Below are 18,395 nucleotides of genomic sequence, written 5' to 3' on the forward strand. Positions count from 1 at the left end.
TTTACTGTTTTTCTTAATATTATGGCTAACGGACTCGGCTATGCGTAGTGCGGGATTAGAAAGCACTTCACTGTCAGCTTACCGATATGTTTTTTAATATTCACTTACTTTCAATTTAGCGCCAAAACCCGCATTACGTATAGCCAACTTTGTTGGGCATAGTTTTTAATATATAAGAGATTCAAGTCTTTTTAAAAATTTGGTTTCAAACTCCTCATTATATTTCTCGTTTCCATTCATCATTCCCACTACTAAATCTGCTAATTCATTTTTCTTTTTGGTTATTCCATTTGCACTAACCACATCATTTTGGATAAGGATATTATCGTATTGCCCAAAGATTTTAAACATAATTTCCTCAGGGTAATAGTATTCAATTCCGTTCTTGTCCCATATAACAATATTCTCTTCTGGTATTCCTTGATTTATAAGTTTATTTTTCAGTCCATTTTGATGTACACTATCGATAATTGCTAAAATTCGATTGTGATATGGGCTTTTATTTAGGTCTCCAAACATGTTTTTAGCCATATGGATGTACTCACTAATCTTACTATCGCTATTTGATTGGATAATAGACATATTGCAATCTGGATATTTACTTTTGACAAGTTGATTGACTAACTTAAAATCACATTTTCCTTCAACCAATATTATTATTGAAGGTAGAAAAAGTGTCTCAAATCGATTCCCTAATAAAAAGAATTGTAAGGAATTTATTCCCTGAATTGAGTTTATAGAATTTATAGCGATTTCGTCTCCAATTTTCTCTACATAATAATTGTTATTTATCCTTAGTTTATCAATGAATATTGGTGAATGAGTTGCAATTACAAGCTTCTTTAAATGGGGGAAGTGTTTTTTTCTATTCTCGTCGTTTAAAAGAAAATCTGCTAAAATACCTTGTATTTCGGGCGAAATACCCAATTCGGGTTCATCAATTAAAAAATTTTCATAATCTGTATCCATCAACGAGGTTAGAATGGAAGCAATAAGTCTAAAGCCAGAGCTAGTATAACTAATGTTATATCCATCAACACTAACATATCTTTGAGACATTTCATTATTTGGGTCGCTAAGTGCAATTTTTATCTCTGAACCCAAAAGTTTATTAATAATCGAGAATAGATTAGTTCTTTTTACATTTTCTAATTCGGCAATAGCCTGTTGCAAATTCCAAGGCGAATTGTCTATGTTCTGTTGGTCTCTCTGAAAGTTATGAATCCAATTCTGATATTCTTGAGATTTATTTCTTTTTTGAGAAACCACTCCTAACGTATTAAAGTTTTGATATCTATTGGGCCCTAGATAAGACGTTTTCGCACCCATTTCTCTGTATAGCTTTTTAAGAAGAAATGATTTGCCACTATTGTTTCGCCCACAAAGTATTACTATTTCTTTGTTTTTAAATCCATTATATATCTCTATGGATTCATTTTGTATCTGTATTGGTGGTTTATCTGTGTACATTCGTTAAAATTATGCCCAACGGTCTCGGCCATGAGTAGTTGCGTGGTTTAGCACATAATTTTGCAAGTACACGCCAAACTGAAAATCCGCGAGGATTTTCAGAAGTAGGCGAGCCCAAGCAATTACTTATGACCATTGTTACCTGTAGTACTTTTTATTGATTAAAACTTATGAATCTCATACTTTGTTCTCCGCCTTCACCATTCCAAGGTGTTATTTCTGTTATAAAGCTTTTTGGGTCTCCAGTTTCTTCAAAAACAACTCCTAAAACGAAAGGAACTTTTGGTTTTATATTATGATTTAAAATTTGAACTCCATATTCAAAATCAGATTTCAATTCCGAAATAGATACTTGTTGCATACCTTTAAATTCTCGATATTGCCATATATGATTTACTATTTTTTTAGAAGTTTTTATTTTAAAGCCTATTGGTTCAGCCCAAAACTGTGGTTCAAAAACTACCATTGCAGCTTTGGGTTCGTCACTTGCTAAATGAATAGAAACAGATAAATTGTCAGCGGGTGTATCAGTGGCTTTTTTTTGACGAGTAATCGCAGAATAAATATCTTGTAACCACTCTTCTTCTGTTTTATTTTCAATATCAATGTAAAACTTACTTTCCAAAAATGGTGGGAATTGTGAAATATGTCCAACTTTTATCGGAATAATAAACTCTGGCTTGATACCTGTAATTTCATCAGAAAGTGCTTTTCGTAATTCAGTTCTAACCCACGGTTTATCAATCGAATTTGGCGATAAGAAAATTAAAAATTTATCCGAAGACTCAATTCCTGCGTGAACAGTGTCAATTAGTTCATCACCACCTAAAATTTCATATTTATCTAACCATCCTTTTATTTCTGGGAACCTATTTTGAACTCTTAAAAAAACTTGTTCTACCAGTGGTTTATCTTCTGATGCGTGACTAAAAAATACTTTCATTTATTGTTGTTTTTCGTTTTACAGGTAACTTGTTTAAATGCTGATTTTATTAGGCATATACTTCCAATTTGGCCGGCTATGCCCAAGTCTCGCCTCATAATCCAAAGCATAGCTTTATCATAGTTCAATAAAGTTTTGGGGGAGATGATGCTAAATGTAAGAATTTTCTAGGAAAGGGAAATGTGAATATCTGTAAGGGAGTATTTAAATGACAAAGGATGCTAATTTTATTTTCAAAGTCCTGCTAGTTTAAAGAATTCACTAAGCTTAATACCCTTTGCTTCACAAATCCTATTTAAAGTTTCCACGGGTATTCTATATTCGTTTCTACCTTTTATTTTTCTTACAGTACTTTCGTCAATATTGTGTTTAATAGCAAAGGAACTCTGGGATTTGCCTTCCTTTATCCAAGGGAGTAGCCATTCCTCGGTTATATAGCTGCATATTTCCACATTAATGTTTGACATCTAAGCAAAGGAATAGGATGGGAAATAAAATATCTCGGTCGTTCGACCGAAAACTGAAATATTTTATTATATTGCATCCAGTTATTTAAATTTGCGATTCTTCGTTTAGAACATATTTGAAGCAATCGCTTTGATTCTCGGATGGAAAACTGGTAATTTTTTATGCGAACGAGATGATAAGCAGTTTGCTCACGACCCGGGCGTGGGCTCACTTATCGTTTGCAGGGCATTTACCAGTGCCTCCGTCCGTTAAGTTGAGTTTCCACGCCCAACTTTTTTCTTAGCGTTTTTGTTTCTTTGGTTCTTTCGGAGCATCGCCCAACCAATGGGTTATGGGAAACTTATGGCAACTTTTTTATGTAGGGTTCACACCTTGTTTTTGTCCTGTTTTTGGGGCAGCACATTCGGTGTTCGATATCCTGTTTAAAAAGAAGCCAAAGAATCCCGTATAATCCCAAGGCCACGATTGTGGGATACCCGTTACACTGATCTTTCGGTTTACGATATCCTTTAGTCCCACAACTAACGACTACACTTTTTGGGTAACCGACCCTACACGAAATCACGGTTTTTTTTTGGTTTAGGAATCCATTTCCATGGGCTTTTTTCCCTTGGACAGGATGGCCTTTGTCCGAACCTTGATGCCCTTCTGGAAGTTACGGATTTCCCGTGGCTTTTTGGGTAGTGTAATTAATAACTAACAAAAAAATCAAACGAACTCAATTTATGCAACATTCAATAACAGGCATGCGCAGGGGATTCCTGCTTATGCTCCTATTTGTCTTTTTAATGTCTTTTTTTTCATTTCATGTGCAGGCGGGCACTGTCTTGGAACCACCACAGGCCACTGTTTCCGGCACCGTGACCGATACTTCGGGGAATCCCCTGGCCGGGGTGAACCTTGTGGTGGAATCCAAGAATATTGGGACTATCTCAGATTTTGATGGTTCTTTTTCTATCAATGCGGGTCCTACCGATGTGCTCATCTTTTCCATGGTGGGCTTTAAATCCCTCACTGTTCCCATTGCTGGTCGGGAGGAAGTTTTCGTTCAATTGGAAGAGGATGTCACTGTTTTGGGTGAAGTCGTGCTCAATGCGGGTTATTACTCCGTGTCTGAGCGTGAACGTACGGGAAACATTGCCACCATCAAGGCCGATGTGATGGAAAAACAACCCGTGGCCAATCCCCTGGGGGCCATGCAGGGACATCTGTCCGGAGTGAACATTGTCCAATCCACAGGGGTTCCGGGAGGTGGTTTTTCCATTGAGGTGCGCGGACAAAACTTTATCAACGGGGTGACAGACCCTTTATACATTGTGGATGGGGTGCCCTACGGATCCCAATCCCTGGGTTCCGAAGATATATCAAGGGATATCGTGAACAGCGATATCAGCCCCCTGAATGCTATCAATCCCAATGACATTGAGAGCATCGAAGTACTTAAGGATGCCGATGCCACTGCCATATATGGTTCAAGAGGGGCCAATGGTGTGGTACTGATCACCACTAAAAAGGGGAGGGCAGGTAAAACACGGTTCGATGCCCACCTCAGTACTTCCCTTGGCCAGGTTTCCCATTTTATGGATCTGATGGACACCCAGCAATATCTGGTGGTGAGAAGGGAAGGGGTCAGCAATGATGGCCTTGATGGTTTTTTGGGAGTGCCTGCTTATGACTTTTATTGGCCGGATATTACCCTATGGGACCAAAATAGATATACCGATTGGCAAAGGGAACTTATAGGGGGAACGGCGTATCGGAACAATGCCCAACTTTCGGTTTCCGGGGGAAGTGAACGTACCCAGTTTTTGGTCAGTGGCGCCTTTTTGAAGGAAACGACAGTCTTTCCTGGGGATGCCAATTATAAAAGGGCCAATGTGCATAGCAATATCAACCACCGATCGGACAATGACCGGTTCAGGTTGAACCTTTCCACCAGTTATAGCCAAGAGGATAATCTATTGCCACGGTCGGACCTAAGCTTTCAAGCGTATACACTGGCACCGAATGCACCTGCACTGTTTGACGAGGATGGCAATCTCAATTGGGAAAACAATACATGGGACAACCCTTTGGCAGCCCTTGAAGAGAAATTTGGGGTCAAGACAAGTACGGTTCTGGCAAATGCCCTTATCTCGTATGAGCTTGTGAAGGATTTGGAAGTAAGGGCGAGCATGGGCTATACGGATTATAGTTTGGATTCGTACCGGACCCTGCCGAGTTCGGCAAGAAACCCAAGGTTCAACTTTACCCCGCAAAGTTATTCCAGCCTGACCACAAATAGTTCCAAGCGGAATTCATGGATCATAGAACCCCAGTTGCAATGGAAAAAGGATTGGAAAAAGCTTTCCATGGATGTACTCTTGGGGACCACTTTCCAACAGGAAACCACCGAGCAACTGGTGATGCGGGGTACGGGCTTTCCCAACAATTCACTGATCTTTAACCTGACAGCTGCCGATCGTGTGGAGGTCCGTAACAGTGCCGACAGCGATTATAAATATAATGCGGTGTTCGGGAGGGTCAACCTTAAGCTTTTGGACAGGTATATCCTTAACCTGACCGGAAGGAGGGATGGGTCTTCCCGCTTTGGTCCGGGCAAACAGTTCGGGAATTTCGGTGCTGTTGGATTGGCATGGATCTTTTCCGAAGAGGCCCTCCTTTCTGATAGTTCCGTACTGAGTTTTGGAAAACTCCGAGGCAGTTATGGTACCACAGGGAGTGATAATATCGGGGATTACCAGTTCTTGGATACCTATACTGTCACAGGTTCCGATTATGACGGGGTCGCCATTCTGAGTCCTTCGGGCATTTTTAATCCCTTGTTCGGATGGGAGGTCAACAAAAAACTGGAGGCAGGGCTTGAACTTGGGTTCTTTAGGGACCGTGTATTTGTAAATGCATCTTGGTACAGGAACCGTTCCTCCAATCAACTGGTGGGGGTGCCCTTGGCGGCCACGACCGGCTTTTCCGAGCTTACCGGTAATTTCGATGCCACGGTGGAGAACTCCGGTATTGAGTTGGATTTTCGTTCCGCCAATCTAAGTACGGAAACCTTTAAATGGTCCACGACTTTTAATATATCGGTTCCCAAGAGTAAACTTGTGCGCTATGATGGTTTGGAAACTTCCACTTTTGCCAATCGCTATGTCATTGGTGAACCTTTATCCATTGTAAAGCTGTACAGATCCCTTGGGGTCGATCCCGAAACTGGACAATACGTGATCGAGGACTATAACGGGGACGGGAACATCAGTAGCAGTGGGGACCTTGAATGGATTGAGGACCTGGCACCCAAGTTTTATGGGGGTCTCGGGAATACCCTCAACTGGGGCAACATGACCTTTGATGTTTTCCTACAGTTCAAAAAGCAAAAGGGTTATAATACCCTCCGGGACAACACGGTTCCCGGGTTTAGGAGAAATGCCGGTGTCGAACTCTACCATGATAGGTGGCGGGAACCGGGTGATATGAACACCTATCAAGTCGCCTCGTCCGGATTGATTGCCGGCTCCAACAACGGGGACCTTCAGCGAAGGAGCAGTGCCGCCGTGTCGGATGCCTCCTTTATCAGGGTACGCAATATTTCCTTGAACTATAGAGTGCCCCATCTAGAAAATGGTCTGGATGTCAATGTATACCTGCAAGGGCAGAACCTCTGGACCTTTACCAAATACAAAGGGCCCGATCCGGAACAGACACTCAATAACCGATTGCCCCCACTGAGACAACTGACCTTGGGGCTAAAAGTAGGGTTCTAACCATCTAAAAAAAAGTATCATGAAAACAATAGTGAAGTATTTAATAATGAAATGGAACTCCTTGTATGGGAAAAGGTGTCTATCGATAATACCCTTAATAGGAATTATGGGCTGTACGGCATTTGTGGAAGTCGACCCTCCAAAGAACATCATGGTCTCCGAGACCGTATTCAATGATCCATCTACGGTGGAGTCCGCCATGGCCGACCTATATTTTACCATGCGGGAATCTGGAATGGTCTCAGGCAACTATGGGTTTACCACTAGATTGGCCATATACAGTGATGAACTGGACTACTATGGCTTCAATCCCCAATTGTTGGAATTCTACCAGAACCGGGTGCTGCCACCCAATACCGAGGTTTTGGCTTGGTGGAGTGAAGCCTATAAGGTCATTTACGGGGCCAATGCCATTGTCGAAGGGATTGAAGGGGCCACCGATTTGGAAGAGAGTGAGCAGGACAGGTTTATGGGACAGGCACTTTTTGTCCGCGCCTTCATGCACAGTCTTTTGGTATCCGTTTTTGGGGATGTTCCCTATATCACAACCACAGACTATGCCTTTAACAATCAAGTCTCACGGATGTCCGAGGACTTGGTCTATGAAAGGATCATTTCGGATTTGGTGCGGGCTGTGGGACTTATGGAAAACAGTACCATCGAGAATGAAGAACGGTTGGTTCCGGACCGAAATGTGGCCAAGGCTTTGTTGGCAAGGGTATACCTCTATACGGACCAATGGGACTTGGCCGAGGCCGAGGCAGCCGATGTCATTGGCAACTTTGGTTTGGAGGATGAACTGGGAATGGTGTTCCTAAAGGAATCAATGGAAACGATTTGGCAATTGCAGCATGGTGAATTTCCTGGGAATACCCAAGAGGCCAGCCAATTGATCATTCCTTTTGTTCCTGGCCAGTCTTTTGCCTTGACCGATGGGCTCCTTTCCGCTTTTGAGGATGGTGATGGTCGAAGGTCGGAATGGATCGATAGCATCTCCAATGAAGAGCAGACCATCACGTTGTACTATCCCTTTAAGTACAAGGCACGGTTTGATGTGACGGAGTCCCTTGAATATTCCATCCATTTTCGATTGGCGGAACAATATCTGATCCGATCAGAAGCAAGGACACGTCTAGGAAATTTGATCGGTGCCCGTGAAGACCTTAATATGATTCGAAATAGGGCAGGGCTTGCCAATACCACGGCCAATTCGGAAAGTGAACTTTTGGAAGCTATTCTTGCCGAACGTAGGGTGGAACTGTTCACCGAACAGGGACATCGTTGGTTCGATCTAAGGCGAACGGGTAGGGCCACAGCGGTTTTGGGGATGTTCAAACCGGATTGGGAGGACACGGATGTACTTTTTCCGATACCTGAGATCGAATTGGAGGCCAATCCCAATCTATTGCCACAAAACCAAGGATATTGATCGGATGGGCACTCTCTGGAAACAAGTCTGGAAATGTTCAGTACTGTGGTAGGGGAGTGCCTGTCCTTAAAAACCGAAAAACAATGAAGTATTTTTTATGGATGGGGCTGTTCTTGACTGTTCCCTTTTTTGGAATGGCCCAAAATCCAGATGGAGGGACCGAGTTTAGGGAAGTCCCATCAACAACACAGACTTTTTTGAACCCATCCCTAGTGGAAGGTCAGCTTTTTATGGACCTCTCCAAATCCTACATGGGGCAGCCCATGCTTCTTACCAGGATCGGTCGATTACATAGATATGAAACCAAACAGGTGGTGTTCAGGAAATCTGGCAACCAGATTTATTTGGAGGAACCTAGGATTTGGTCCGAGACAGGTATTTGGTTGCCTGTGGGAAATGATCCGGATGTGGAATCAAACATATTGGGTGTTTTTGATATCATGGAAGAAAACGAAGATAGGTTCCATATCAATATCACCGATATGCTATTTGATGGATCCCTGGGATGGGAAACGCTATCCAATGCGCCCAATGTACCAAAACTGACCGGAGTTGTCGGCACCAAGGTGATGGGGGGTGAGGTAGTGGTCAAGGTACATCTTGGCCAACAAAAGAAAAGTGCCAAAATCATACAGCCGGTTTACTATAGCTTTATGAAGCTGTCAAGTCCCATGGATCCCAGACGGTTTGACTATCGAATGAGTTTTTTGATCGAGAGCATGCCCAACCACCGCGATCGTACCAAAAATGATATGGGAAGTATTGCCCGTTGGCGTTTGGAAAAAAAATATAAGGATAGGCAGACCAGTGTTCCCATCCGCCCCATCACCTTTATCATGTCCCCTGACATCCCGAAGCAATGGAGGCCTTATGTCAAGGCCGGTATCTTGGAATGGCTGCCCGCATTCGAGTCGGCAGGTTTTAAAGATGCCATCGTTGTGCATGAGGTCGATTCCTTGGATGAGTGGTCGAGCCATTGTCTGGGGACTTCAGTAGTTCGATGGTTCAGGAATGGGAATATCAGGGAGTTCGGGGAAAAAAAGAGCGGTTCGACCGTGACCTTGGTGGTGGACCAAAGGTCGGGAGAGATCATAAAATCCGATATCCTGTTGGGTTCTTCCTATGAACATTTGATGGATGGATACTTTATCCGATGCGCGGCCTTGGATACCCGTGCCCAAACCTATCCCTTTCCCGATGAACTCATGGGGGAATTGATACAATCCTTGGTGGCCCATGAAACAGGTCATGCTTTTGGGATTACTGACAATAGCTATGGGGAATATCGGTACCCCGTTGTTAAAATGGGTGATGCACAATGGCTTCGGACGATGGGCCATACCCCGAGTATCATGAATTATGCCCGTCATAACAATATGGCACAGCCCGAAGATAGTATTCCCCCTTCCCTTTTGATGCAAAAAGTTGGCCCCACTGATAAATACTATATCCGATGGGGGTATCAGGAGTTTCCGGAGGGTTGGTCGGCTGAAAAAAAGAACGATAGTCTGGAACGCCTCATTCGATTGCAGGATACCATTCCTTGGTATCGCTACACGAACGATCAGGGTGAATTCATCGGTCCGACCGCAACGGACGAGGTCGTCGAAACGGATGATCCTGTCAAAGGAGCCAAATTGGCCATTAAAAATCTGGAGCGGGCCATGGCGCTCTTGCCTAAACTGAACCAAGGCCAAAAGGACAATGCAAGCATGGAACGTATCCATAGGGAGGCCATTGAACTTTGGTATTTCACCATGAGGCATGTCTTTTCACTTGTAGGTGGATATGAGGTATTCTATAAATCGATGGATCAACCCGGAAAAATGTATGATCCCATTCCCTTGGAAACCCAACGGGAGGCCATGGATTTTTTGGTCGATCAGGTTGTTGCTCCCCCACAGTGGTTGGCCCGACCAACGTTCAATACCTATTCACGGTTTACGACCTTTCCCGACGAGTTATTTACATACCAACAGTTATTGGTCCAGGAGATGTTGAAACCGAAATTCATGAAACGTTTGCAATATATGGAGACCACCCAAGGCTTCGAAGGGGTTATGAATGCCTATTTTGTACAACTGCAAAGGGGACTTTTTAGTGAATTGAATGGGAAGGGTGGGTTTGTGGAACCCAGAAAACAAGGGTTGCAGGCAGCCTATATCGATTGGTTGGTAAAGATTGTTTTGGAAGAAAGTACAGATGTGAAACGCAATCTTGAGGTATTTACCCAAACCGATTATGCCAAAGGCATGATGATGGGACAACTCATACAATTAAAAAAACAGATGGATGAAAAGTTGCGGCAGGAAAGGCATCTGGAACAGAAGGGTCATTGGACCCTGTGCCTTGCCAAGTTGGAAAAGGTATTTCAAGTGGAACCAAAATGACCTTTCTTTTTTTATAGTAGATCATTTTTTTTGAATTAGTGATGAAGTCGTCTGGAAAGCAATTTCTGGGCGGCATTTTTTTCAGGAAGGTTATGGCAACCTTAAGGGGTCAACCAAGCTTTTTGGCGCCTCTTTGAAAGAATGATTTGTGGCCAGGCCTATAGTGAATAAGATCGCTGGTGTACCCTAAGGAATGCGATAAAATATGTTGACTTGGAGTTCAGGATGTTATTTTGCTTCAACGGGTTATTGTTTATTTAAAAAGACCCAAAGATCATTTGTGTCGACATGTGGTGTTGCATCGGACAGGGCAATTATTTGACTTTAACGGTTTTTCATATAATAATGAGGCTGTCCTTTTGGACAGCCTCATCTTGACTAACGCATTATGGTGTTTAGTCCCATGTACGCTTAGGGTCTGTCAACCCACTGTCATTGAACACCTGATCGAGTCCCTCATAACAGTACCCCTCACCAAGATTGGGACAATCTGTTTGAATTTCAGCATACCCGGATTGGGTAGCGATATAGCCCACATAGGGAAGATTGCTTTCCTCTGTGGCAAAGGCTAGGCCAACCGCCAAAAGGATGGCGAAGGCAGGTAAAACAAGTTTTAAAAAATTAGATTTCATAATACTTAATATTAAAGTTAATGCCTACTCTTTTCTAGGTTTTCGGCTTCCCCTACTGTACAGTATTTTGATTTGTTTGGATGTTGTATTGTTTCTTCGACCAAAGAATTCCCATTAGGGATAGCACCATAAAGGAGATGTTCAATAGTATATGGTCTCTCCAACCGAGGACCGAAATGACCCCACCACAAGAGCATGGAATGGACTCACTGTACTTTAGCACTACAATGATATAGGTGGTGAATGAGCCCAATAAGATTAAGCTGGCATAAAGTGACATGGTTCGGTATTTAGGAAACCACAATAGGCCAGCGATTACCAACTCCAGAAAGGGTACGCCCCATGAGATCAAAGAGGCATAGGATGAAATATAAGGCATCCGTTCCAGGCGCCATTGAAAGAGATCCAAATGGTTCAGTTTACTTACCGCCGTATACGTGAATAGAATGGTCAGCAAAAAGCTGAACAGGGTAACAAGCTTGGAGTAGATTCCTTTGAATGACATATCTTTTGATTTTATATGACAAAGTTCGGGAGTCTGATGTATCTCTAAGGGAGTATTTGTTATCTGAAACGGAGTAAATGTATGATTTTAAGGTTTTTATGACCTTAAATCAGTAGGGGACATTCCATATTTGTCCTTGAATGCCCTTGAAAAATGGGTCTTGCTCTTAAAGCCGGTCATTTGGATGATCTGCTTTATCGTTAGGGTGCTGTGCTGGATCAGGGTCCTTGCCATTCGAAGACGTTCCCTGATCAGAAATCTAAAAATGGTCGTACCGTAGATCTGTTTGAAACCATATTTCAGTTTGTACTCATTGGTGCCCTCTTGATGTGCAAGATCCTTTAAGGTGGGGAGATCCTTGTCCAAGTTGTTGATGATCATATCGTGGACATCCCTGATGATTTGGATGTCATCTGGGGTCAACGTGACCTTATGTTCCTTGATGCCCTTGGTCACTTTGAGTTTATTTTTGGGCAACCCAGTTTCAAAGGGTTCCCCCTTGGAAAAGAAGACGGAGTTCAACAGGATTTTTTGACCGCTCCCATCCAGGGCCTGGTACACCGATATTTGACAATCCTTGGCCAGCAAAAGACCATCGTTCGTAATGAATTCCAGGAACAATACCGTTTCAGACCGCTCCCGCTTCAGATGTTTTGCCATCTTCTTAGTCCATCTTTCCCGGGACCTTTCCGTCATGAATTCAGTGATGTGTTTTCCGAAAAGATCCTTAGGGGGATAGGACAATAGGGAGCAGGTGCCGTTGGTGAGCAATTCGATTTGACCATTCCCATCTAAGATCATGGACAGTTGGATGACACATTGTGGGGTATTGTGCGCATTGGCAAAACCTTGATGGATAAAGGCCGCCCCTATTTCCTCATTGACCATGTTCAGCATGACCACCAGAGAGGCGATATTGTCATTCTTATCCATGGGTTCAATGCTATAGAAGAAATTGCCCTTGGCCATTTCCAAGAGCATCTTTTGAATCCGTTTTACCCTAAAGTCATCACTGTTCGGCATATCCTTTCATTAAATAGGTTAGTTATCATCAGTTTCCTTAATGCCCAAATAGGCCAAGGCCTCCGATTTTTTGGTAAAAGATCGTGTAGGCACCTTTTGGGAATGGGTGTCCAGATAAATGGCGCTGATCATATCCGTAACCGGTGGATAGATCAAGAGGGCCAGTTTCTTGATCCAAAGGGAACCTTCCAGTGCCAAATAGTCCCTTGCAGCCTTATCGATATTCCTGACCTCCCGTATATCGCAGAGTACCGGCATCGTTTTGCCTTCCTGTAATTCCATCCGATCCTTGACAATGAGCTCTGCTGCCTTAACATTGATACAAGGCACTTTCTTGTAAATAATATGTAATAGATCATCGGTCAACAGATATACGGCAAAGGTGTTTTCATGTGTTTTTTTCATCTCTGGAAAACTGGTTAGCAAAATCAATTTACAAAATTACTGCAATTGAAGTTTTCACAGGAGGACAGTTATCAGCAATAATGGGCTTTCTGTTATCCGAAAAGGAGTATTTGTTATCTGAAAAGGATTAAATAGAATAAGTATGCTTTATCAGCTTACAAAATCCGTTTCTTTTTATCACAAAATAAATCAAATAAAATGGCCAAGATCAAACACCACAATTTTCTGAACACCGTACATGAAGTATTCACCGATGCAAAACAAGCTGGGGTATTGCACCTTTATGCCGGGGGAAAGTCCTTTTCGGGAAGGACGATAGAAATAGGCGGTAGGGAACTGTACCATTTTGGGACCACGGGTTATTTAGGGCTGGAACAGGATTCTCGCTTAAAGGAGGCCGCCATGAATGCCATAGAGAAATATGGCACTCAATTTCCGCTCTCCAAGTCCTATATCTCCAATCCCCTTTATAAGGAACTTGAAGACTATATCAAGGAAATGTATGGTCAGCCCATTGTCATTACCAAAAACAGTACGCTGGGGCATTTGGGCGTCATACCCAGTGCAGTGGACGATAATGATGTAATTATTTTGGACCATCAGGTACATTGGAGTGTTCAGAATGCCGCAAAGATGTTAAAGACTCGAAGCGTTCCCATCGAAATGATACGCCACAATAACTTGGAGATGTTGGAGGACAAGATCAAGAAGTACCAACATTCAAAAAGACATATCTGGTATATGGCCGATGGCATCTATTCCATGTACGGGGACTATGCCCCTGTCACAGAATTGATGGCGCTTTCAGAAAAATACCCTCAACTCCATTTTTATTTCGATGATGTCCACGGGATGAGTTGGGTAGGTAAAAATGGGACAGGCTATGTCCTGGACCAATTAGGGGAATTACCGGAAAATGTGCTACTTTTCGGCACACTGAGCAAGACCTTTGGAGCCAGCGGTGCGGTATTGGCCTGTTCCAACCCAAAACTATACGATAAAATAAAGACCTTTGGGGGCCCCTTGACCTTTTCTGCCCAATTGGAACCGGCCTCGGTGGCCGCTGCCATGGCTTCGGCGCAAATCCACCTTTCCCCAGAGATCTATGACCTACAGCACGAATTGCGGGAACGCATAGACTATTTCAATGCATGCCTCTCCGCAACCGAATTACCGCTAATTGACCAAAACGAATCCCCTGTCTTTTACATTGGTACAGGAATGCCCAAGACCGGTTACAATTTTGTGAACCGATTGATGCAGGAGGGGTTTTATGTCAATCTTGGCATCTTTCCCGCAGTACCGGTAAAGAACACCGGGGTCCGGATCACCATTTCAAGACATAACGAAAAGAAGGAGATCAAAGGATTGGTAGAAGCCATGGAACATCATTTTCCATTGGCCTTGGAAGATACCCAAACAAATGCCGAACGGGTCTTCCATGCCTTTAAAATGGAACCAAAGACCCTAAGGGATCCGAAAGTATCCTCTGAGCTTACCGTTGAAGTAATCGATACCATTGATCATGTTGAAAAGGAGGCATGGAACCAAAGTTTAGGTGGTCAAGGTGTTTATGATTGGGAGGGGCTGAAGTTTTTGGAAGAGGTATTCCAGGGAAATCCAAGAAAGGAACATAATTGGTCGTTCCGGTATGTGGTCATCAAGGATACTGATGGGATACCCATATTGATGACCTTTGTAACTCTTTCCATTTGGAAGGATGATATGTTGGCACAAGCACAAATTTCTGCTGCCATTGAGGAGGAAAGGAAAACCGATCCCTACCATTTGTCATCCATGGTCCTGTCCCTTGGTTGTCTGTTCACGGAAGGAGATCACCTCTATTGGAATGCATCACATAGCTTGGGCAAGGAGGCAAGGGACAAGCTATTGGAAACCTTGGAAAAACTGGAACAGCGGTTTGGAGCCAAAATGACTGTACTAAGAGATTTTGGTGAACATACAGTATGGAATGAAGCGCTTTATGGAGGGGGATTTTTAAGGGTGCAGATGCCCAACGCCTGTTACGTTGTCTTGAACGGGGTGGATTCCATGGAAGATTATTTGCAAAGATTGTCCTCCAGAAACAGAAGACATTTTCGAAAGGATGTCCAGCCCTATCTCGATAGGGCAAAGACCATAGTTCTTCCCAAGCTATCCAAATCTGAACTTGAACAGGTCAAATCCTTATTTGGGGAAGTACAGTCCAGAAATTTGGGGCTCAATACCTTTTCCTTTCCTGACTCCCTGTTTGAAAAGATGAACGAAAACCATTTGTGGGAATTCATTGTCCTTTGTTCATTGGATAAACCTGAAAAGATAGTGGGCGTGATGTTCTGCTATACCAATTTGAACCAGGTCTTTGTCCCTGCTTTTGTAGGTATGGATTATGATGGTCTGGAAGAATTTGCCATTTATCGCCAGTTGCTTTTCCGGACCATTGAACGGGCGATTGGATTGGGCATCCCCAAGATCGATTTCGGGTTGACCGCAGCCTTTGAGAAACGGAAACTCGGTGCAACGGTAGAGAAAAAATATGCCTATCTCCAGACCAATGACAATTTCATCCTGGAATTGCTCGGAATCATGGAAGGCCAGCATTAATGGAAAATCGTCATGAAATACCAAAAGCTGCTATCGGAATTTGAGGGCCAGTTGGATGCCTTGGAAAGCGGGAACGGGGATATCCTTTTCAAAGCGGAAAAGGGTATCGTTCTCGTGGAGAAAAGTATCCGTAAACTCCAAAAACAGATTACAGGCAAGACCTTTGACACCCAAGCGGACGAAATCTACTTCTTCAAGCACGTCAAGCCCCAAATCTTTAGTAAGCTGATCTATTATGTCAAACTGTTCAATATCGAGAGCAAGCGGCCAAGGGGAAACGATGCGGCACAAATCAAGTACCTACAACTTCAGATCGACAAGTTCCAGACCTTTTTCAATGACAATCTGGAGTTTTATAATTATTACCGTCGTGGGGCAATGTCCCTGGATGAACAATATTTTGTCAGGGGGAACAGAGACCTTAGGCTACCCCTTGAATCCTTCCACTTTTTGATCGATGACCAGTTCTCCACCTGTCAGGATGGTACCGTGGCCACGATCATGGCCTATGACATGCTCATCGTGTACCTGAGAAAGGAGGTGGATGACCTACAAAACAATTTAGAACCCCAAAAGAACATGACCATGGAAAAACCTTCAAAACTCTTCTGGACCGGCAACAAGACCGATCTGATCGAACTTTTATATGCACTCCAATCCAGCAAATGCATCAATAGCGGTACCACGGACATCAAGGAGTTGGCTTCGCATTTTGAGCATTTTTACAATGTGGACCTCGGTAACTACTACCACACTTTTATTGATATCCGGTCCCGAAAGACCAGTAAGACCCGCTTTTTGGACAAGCTCATTGAAATGCTCAACCAACGGATGGATTCCCTGGATGAATAAGTTTTAGTTTTTCCCAAGTTGGTACCAACTTGGGAATTTGCATTTTGATGGGCCATAGGGGTATAATCTTGAGATTTATGAGCCCATTATTGGATGTACATTGTTTAAATTGAACCAAATACAATCAAATCCTATGCGCAGAAAAAAACACCCACCTTGGTACCAACTTGGGAAGTTTTTCCAAAAACCTTTTTGAGTTTTGTCCCTGAAAGTCAAATCTATCGAAGGGCCATCAAATGAAATGATAGTAATGGGATGGTCCTTCTTTTAAAACTCAAAAAACTATGGGAGCAACCATCGTCACCTCAGAAGATCTCATGGAGTTCAAAGTGGAACTCTTGGAAGACATCAAAGCATTATTGAAGGACCAAAGTGGACAACCGGGCAAGAAATGGCTCAAATCCAATGAGGTCCGGGACCTGTTGGGCATTTCGCCGGGTACCCTTCAAAACCTTAGGGTCAACGGGACCCTGCCCTTTACAAAGATAGGAGGGGTGCTCTACTATGAATACCATGAGATCATGGAAGTACTGGAGCAGAACAAGGTCCATAACCGCATCTAAAGTGGAGGACATCAATTATATCAAACACCTGAACGGGGTGTTTGCCCAGTTTGCCAGGGACAACCGCTTGAACCCGACCCATATCAGCCTGTACATCGGACTGTTCCAATTATGGAACCAAAATTATTTTGTGGCCGAGTTCTTTATCAGTAGGGAAGAGGCCATGACCTATGCAAAGATTGGGTCCAAATCGACCTATCACCGCTGCATCCGCGAGCTCAGCCATTGGAACTATATCCTGTACTCCCCGTCCCATAATCCTTACAAGGGCAGCCGGATCAAGATGTTCGATTTTGGGACAAGTACTGGACAAGCCCTGGACCAGTACCGTACCAAATTCGGGACAAGCAATGGACAAGCGTTGGTACCTATAAACAAACATATACAAACAACTAAAAACAATACAAACGGGAAGAAACAAAAGAAAATGAAAAAGAAAGTTTTTGAGATCGAAGAAAACAATGCCGAACAAACCCCCACTGTCCCATATCGGGACAACTTACGGACAAGCAAGGACAAGGACTATAACGAACCGCTATGAATTTTAAGGCCCCACATATCATCACCGAAGGTGCCATAAGTTATGAACTGGGTTCCTTGAAGGGCAGGGAGATCAAATACGATTTCGATAAGATCTTGGTCTACCTCGATGCCAAGGGAAAACTCTTGTTCGGCAAGAAGTTCAGGATCCATAGGGAGGACCGAGAGGTGCTGTACAAGCTCAGTCTCTACTTTATCAGGGACAGGGAACGTTGCAAACAGTTGAGTATCGATGTGGATAAGGGCCTTCTCCTCTCAGGTCCGGTAGGGTGCGGCAAGACCAGTCTAATGAAACTGTTCAAGTTCATGGTACCCCACCAAAGGCCTTATGAGGTCATTCCTTCCAGGAACATTGTCTTTGGTTTCAACCATTTGGGCTATAAGATCATTGGGGACTATGGAAACACCCAATCCTTTTGTTTTGATGATCTGGGTGTGGAACCCGATGGGGTTCATTTTGGAAAGGAATGCAATGTCATGGGGGAGATCTTGCTGTCCCGCTATGAACTGTTCACGGACCATAAGATCAAGACCCACGCCACCACCAATCTCAATGCACAGGAACTCGAATCAAGGTATGGGAACCGAGTAAGGTCAAGAATGCGGGAACTCTTTAACCTAGTGGGATTCGATAAGGACAGTAAGGACAAAAGAAAATAAGGTTTTGTGGCGGTGTAGCATGTAGCTTTGAATTTTGGCGAATTGCAACACTTTTTGATGGGCCGATCAGCCACTTTTGACGTTTTTGGGCTGGAGGGATTGGAACCAGATAGCACTTATGAACAGGGAGTATTCGCTTTTTCATTAATT

At 43.4% G+C, this 18,395-nt stretch carries 15 protein-coding genes; 8 read left to right on the plus strand and 7 right to left on the minus strand.

What is annotated here, in order from left to right; all coding sequences use genetic code 11:
* Window positions 1-165: 165 nt before the first annotated feature.
* The 3 genes from VM932_RS09120 to VM932_RS09130 all read right to left on the minus strand — a co-directional run bounded on the left by VM932_RS09120 (window position 166) and on the right by VM932_RS09130 (window position 2,880).
* Complete coding sequence (locus VM932_RS09120; protein WP_326278527.1) at window positions 166-1,470, minus strand: ATP-dependent nuclease; 1,305 nt, start codon at window positions 1,468-1,470, stop codon at window positions 166-168.
* A 154-nt stretch (window positions 1,471-1,624) separates the two neighbouring features.
* Window positions 1,625-2,413 (minus strand): toll/interleukin-1 receptor domain-containing protein, encoded by a 789-nt coding sequence (locus VM932_RS09125; protein WP_326278528.1) that lies wholly within the window; start codon window positions 2,411-2,413, stop codon window positions 1,625-1,627.
* 233 nt (window positions 2,414-2,646) lie between these two features.
* A complete protein-coding gene (locus tag VM932_RS09130; protein WP_326278529.1) occupies window positions 2,647-2,880 on the minus strand; it encodes a helix-turn-helix transcriptional regulator in 234 nt (77 codons plus the stop codon).
* A gap of 726 nt (window positions 2,881-3,606) precedes the next feature.
* Between VM932_RS09130 and VM932_RS09135 the strand changes: the two genes are divergently transcribed.
* The 3 genes from VM932_RS09135 to VM932_RS09145 all read left to right on the plus strand — a co-directional run bounded on the left by VM932_RS09135 (window position 3,607) and on the right by VM932_RS09145 (window position 10,461).
* Window positions 3,607-6,642 (plus strand): SusC/RagA family TonB-linked outer membrane protein, encoded by a 3,036-nt coding sequence (locus tag VM932_RS09135; protein WP_326278530.1) that lies wholly within the window; start codon window positions 3,607-3,609, stop codon window positions 6,640-6,642.
* A 19-nt stretch (window positions 6,643-6,661) separates the two neighbouring features.
* Entirely contained in the window at window positions 6,662-8,071 is a 1,410-nt protein-coding gene (locus VM932_RS09140) for a RagB/SusD family nutrient uptake outer membrane protein (RefSeq protein ID WP_326278531.1), read from the plus strand.
* 83 nt (window positions 8,072-8,154) lie between these two features.
* Window positions 8,155-10,461: a zinc-dependent metalloprotease gene (locus VM932_RS09145; RefSeq protein WP_326278532.1), complete on the plus strand. Its 2,307-nt coding sequence runs from the start codon at window positions 8,155-8,157 to the stop codon at window positions 10,459-10,461.
* Between the two features lie 395 nt (window positions 10,462-10,856).
* On the opposite strand, the gene VM932_RS09150 is transcribed toward VM932_RS09145, so the two are convergent.
* The 4 genes from VM932_RS09150 to VM932_RS09165 all read right to left on the minus strand — a co-directional run bounded on the left by VM932_RS09150 (window position 10,857) and on the right by VM932_RS09165 (window position 13,026).
* Complete coding sequence (locus VM932_RS09150; protein WP_067029123.1) at window positions 10,857-11,093, minus strand: DUF6520 family protein; 237 nt, start codon at window positions 11,091-11,093, stop codon at window positions 10,857-10,859.
* A 52-nt stretch (window positions 11,094-11,145) separates the two neighbouring features.
* On the minus strand, window positions 11,146-11,598 hold the full coding sequence (locus VM932_RS09155; protein WP_326278533.1) for a MauE/DoxX family redox-associated membrane protein: 453 nt from the start codon (window positions 11,596-11,598) through the stop codon (window positions 11,146-11,148).
* Window positions 11,599-11,694: 96 nt separating this feature from the next.
* Complete coding sequence (locus VM932_RS09160; RefSeq protein ID WP_326278534.1) at window positions 11,695-12,621, minus strand: helix-turn-helix domain-containing protein; 927 nt, start codon at window positions 12,619-12,621, stop codon at window positions 11,695-11,697.
* Window positions 12,622-12,639: 18 nt separating this feature from the next.
* Complete coding sequence (locus VM932_RS09165; RefSeq protein ID WP_326278535.1) at window positions 12,640-13,026, minus strand: DUF7793 family protein; 387 nt, start codon at window positions 13,024-13,026, stop codon at window positions 12,640-12,642.
* Window positions 13,027-13,224: 198 nt separating this feature from the next.
* Here VM932_RS09165 and VM932_RS09170 point away from each other — a divergent pair, with 198 nt between their 5' ends.
* The 5 genes from VM932_RS09170 (at window position 13,225) to VM932_RS09190 (ending at window position 18,245) form a co-directional block, all read left to right on the plus strand.
* Window positions 13,225-15,630 (plus strand): aminotransferase class I/II-fold pyridoxal phosphate-dependent enzyme, encoded by a 2,406-nt coding sequence (locus VM932_RS09170; protein WP_326278536.1) that lies wholly within the window; start codon window positions 13,225-13,227, stop codon window positions 15,628-15,630.
* A gap of 12 nt (window positions 15,631-15,642) precedes the next feature.
* Entirely contained in the window at window positions 15,643-16,482 is an 840-nt protein-coding gene (locus VM932_RS09175; RefSeq protein ID WP_067029113.1) for an RteC domain-containing protein, read from the plus strand.
* 284 nt (window positions 16,483-16,766) lie between these two features.
* Window positions 16,767-17,045 (plus strand): helix-turn-helix domain-containing protein, encoded by a 279-nt coding sequence (locus VM932_RS09180; RefSeq protein WP_326278537.1) that lies wholly within the window; start codon window positions 16,767-16,769, stop codon window positions 17,043-17,045.
* Window positions 16,996-17,586 carry a hypothetical protein gene (locus VM932_RS09185; RefSeq protein ID WP_326278538.1) on the plus strand — a complete coding sequence of 197 codons (591 nt, stop codon included), beginning with the start codon at window positions 16,996-16,998 and terminating at the stop codon, window positions 17,584-17,586. Before VM932_RS09180 ends, VM932_RS09185 begins: the two co-directional genes overlap by 50 nt.
* Window positions 17,583-18,245, plus strand: a complete 663-nt coding sequence (locus VM932_RS09190; protein ID WP_326278539.1) for an ATPase — start codon at window positions 17,583-17,585, stop codon at window positions 18,243-18,245. The genes VM932_RS09185 and VM932_RS09190 overlap by 4 nt, the downstream gene beginning before the upstream one ends.
* Window positions 18,246-18,395 lie beyond the last annotated feature (150 nt).

The sequence above is a fragment of the Flagellimonas halotolerans genome (assembly GCF_035818535.1).
In the GTDB taxonomy this organism is placed as follows: domain Bacteria; phylum Bacteroidota; class Bacteroidia; order Flavobacteriales; family Flavobacteriaceae; genus Flagellimonas; species Flagellimonas halotolerans.

Coding starts and splice junctions, on each gene's coding strand:
- VM932_RS09180 (WP_326278537.1), top strand. CDS start 16,767: ATGGGAGCAACCATCGTCACCTCAGAAGATCTCATGGAGTTCAAAGTG.
- VM932_RS09155 (WP_326278533.1), bottom strand. CDS start 11,598: ATGTCATTCAAAGGAATCTACTCCAAGCTTGTTACCCTGTTCAGCTTT.
- VM932_RS09185 (WP_326278538.1), top strand. CDS start 16,996: ATGAGATCATGGAAGTACTGGAGCAGAACAAGGTCCATAACCGCATCT.
- VM932_RS09145 (WP_326278532.1), top strand. CDS start 8,155: ATGAAGTATTTTTTATGGATGGGGCTGTTCTTGACTGTTCCCTTTTTT.
- VM932_RS09190 (WP_326278539.1), top strand. CDS start 17,583: ATGAATTTTAAGGCCCCACATATCATCACCGAAGGTGCCATAAGTTAT.
- VM932_RS09125 (WP_326278528.1), bottom strand. CDS start 2,413: ATGAAAGTATTTTTTAGTCACGCATCAGAAGATAAACCACTGGTAGAA.
- VM932_RS09140 (WP_326278531.1), top strand. CDS start 6,662: ATGAAAACAATAGTGAAGTATTTAATAATGAAATGGAACTCCTTGTAT.
- VM932_RS09175 (WP_067029113.1), top strand. CDS start 15,643: ATGAAATACCAAAAGCTGCTATCGGAATTTGAGGGCCAGTTGGATGCC.
- VM932_RS09135 (WP_326278530.1), top strand. CDS start 3,607: ATGCAACATTCAATAACAGGCATGCGCAGGGGATTCCTGCTTATGCTC.
- VM932_RS09150 (WP_067029123.1), bottom strand. CDS start 11,093: ATGAAATCTAATTTTTTAAAACTTGTTTTACCTGCCTTCGCCATCCTT.
- VM932_RS09120 (WP_326278527.1), bottom strand. CDS start 1,470: ATGTACACAGATAAACCACCAATACAGATACAAAATGAATCCATAGAG.
- VM932_RS09130 (WP_326278529.1), bottom strand. CDS start 2,880: ATGTCAAACATTAATGTGGAAATATGCAGCTATATAACCGAGGAATGG.
- VM932_RS09165 (WP_326278535.1), bottom strand. CDS start 13,026: ATGAAAAAAACACATGAAAACACCTTTGCCGTATATCTGTTGACCGAT.
- VM932_RS09170 (WP_326278536.1), top strand. CDS start 13,225: ATGGCCAAGATCAAACACCACAATTTTCTGAACACCGTACATGAAGTA.
- VM932_RS09160 (WP_326278534.1), bottom strand. CDS start 12,621: ATGCCGAACAGTGATGACTTTAGGGTAAAACGGATTCAAAAGATGCTC.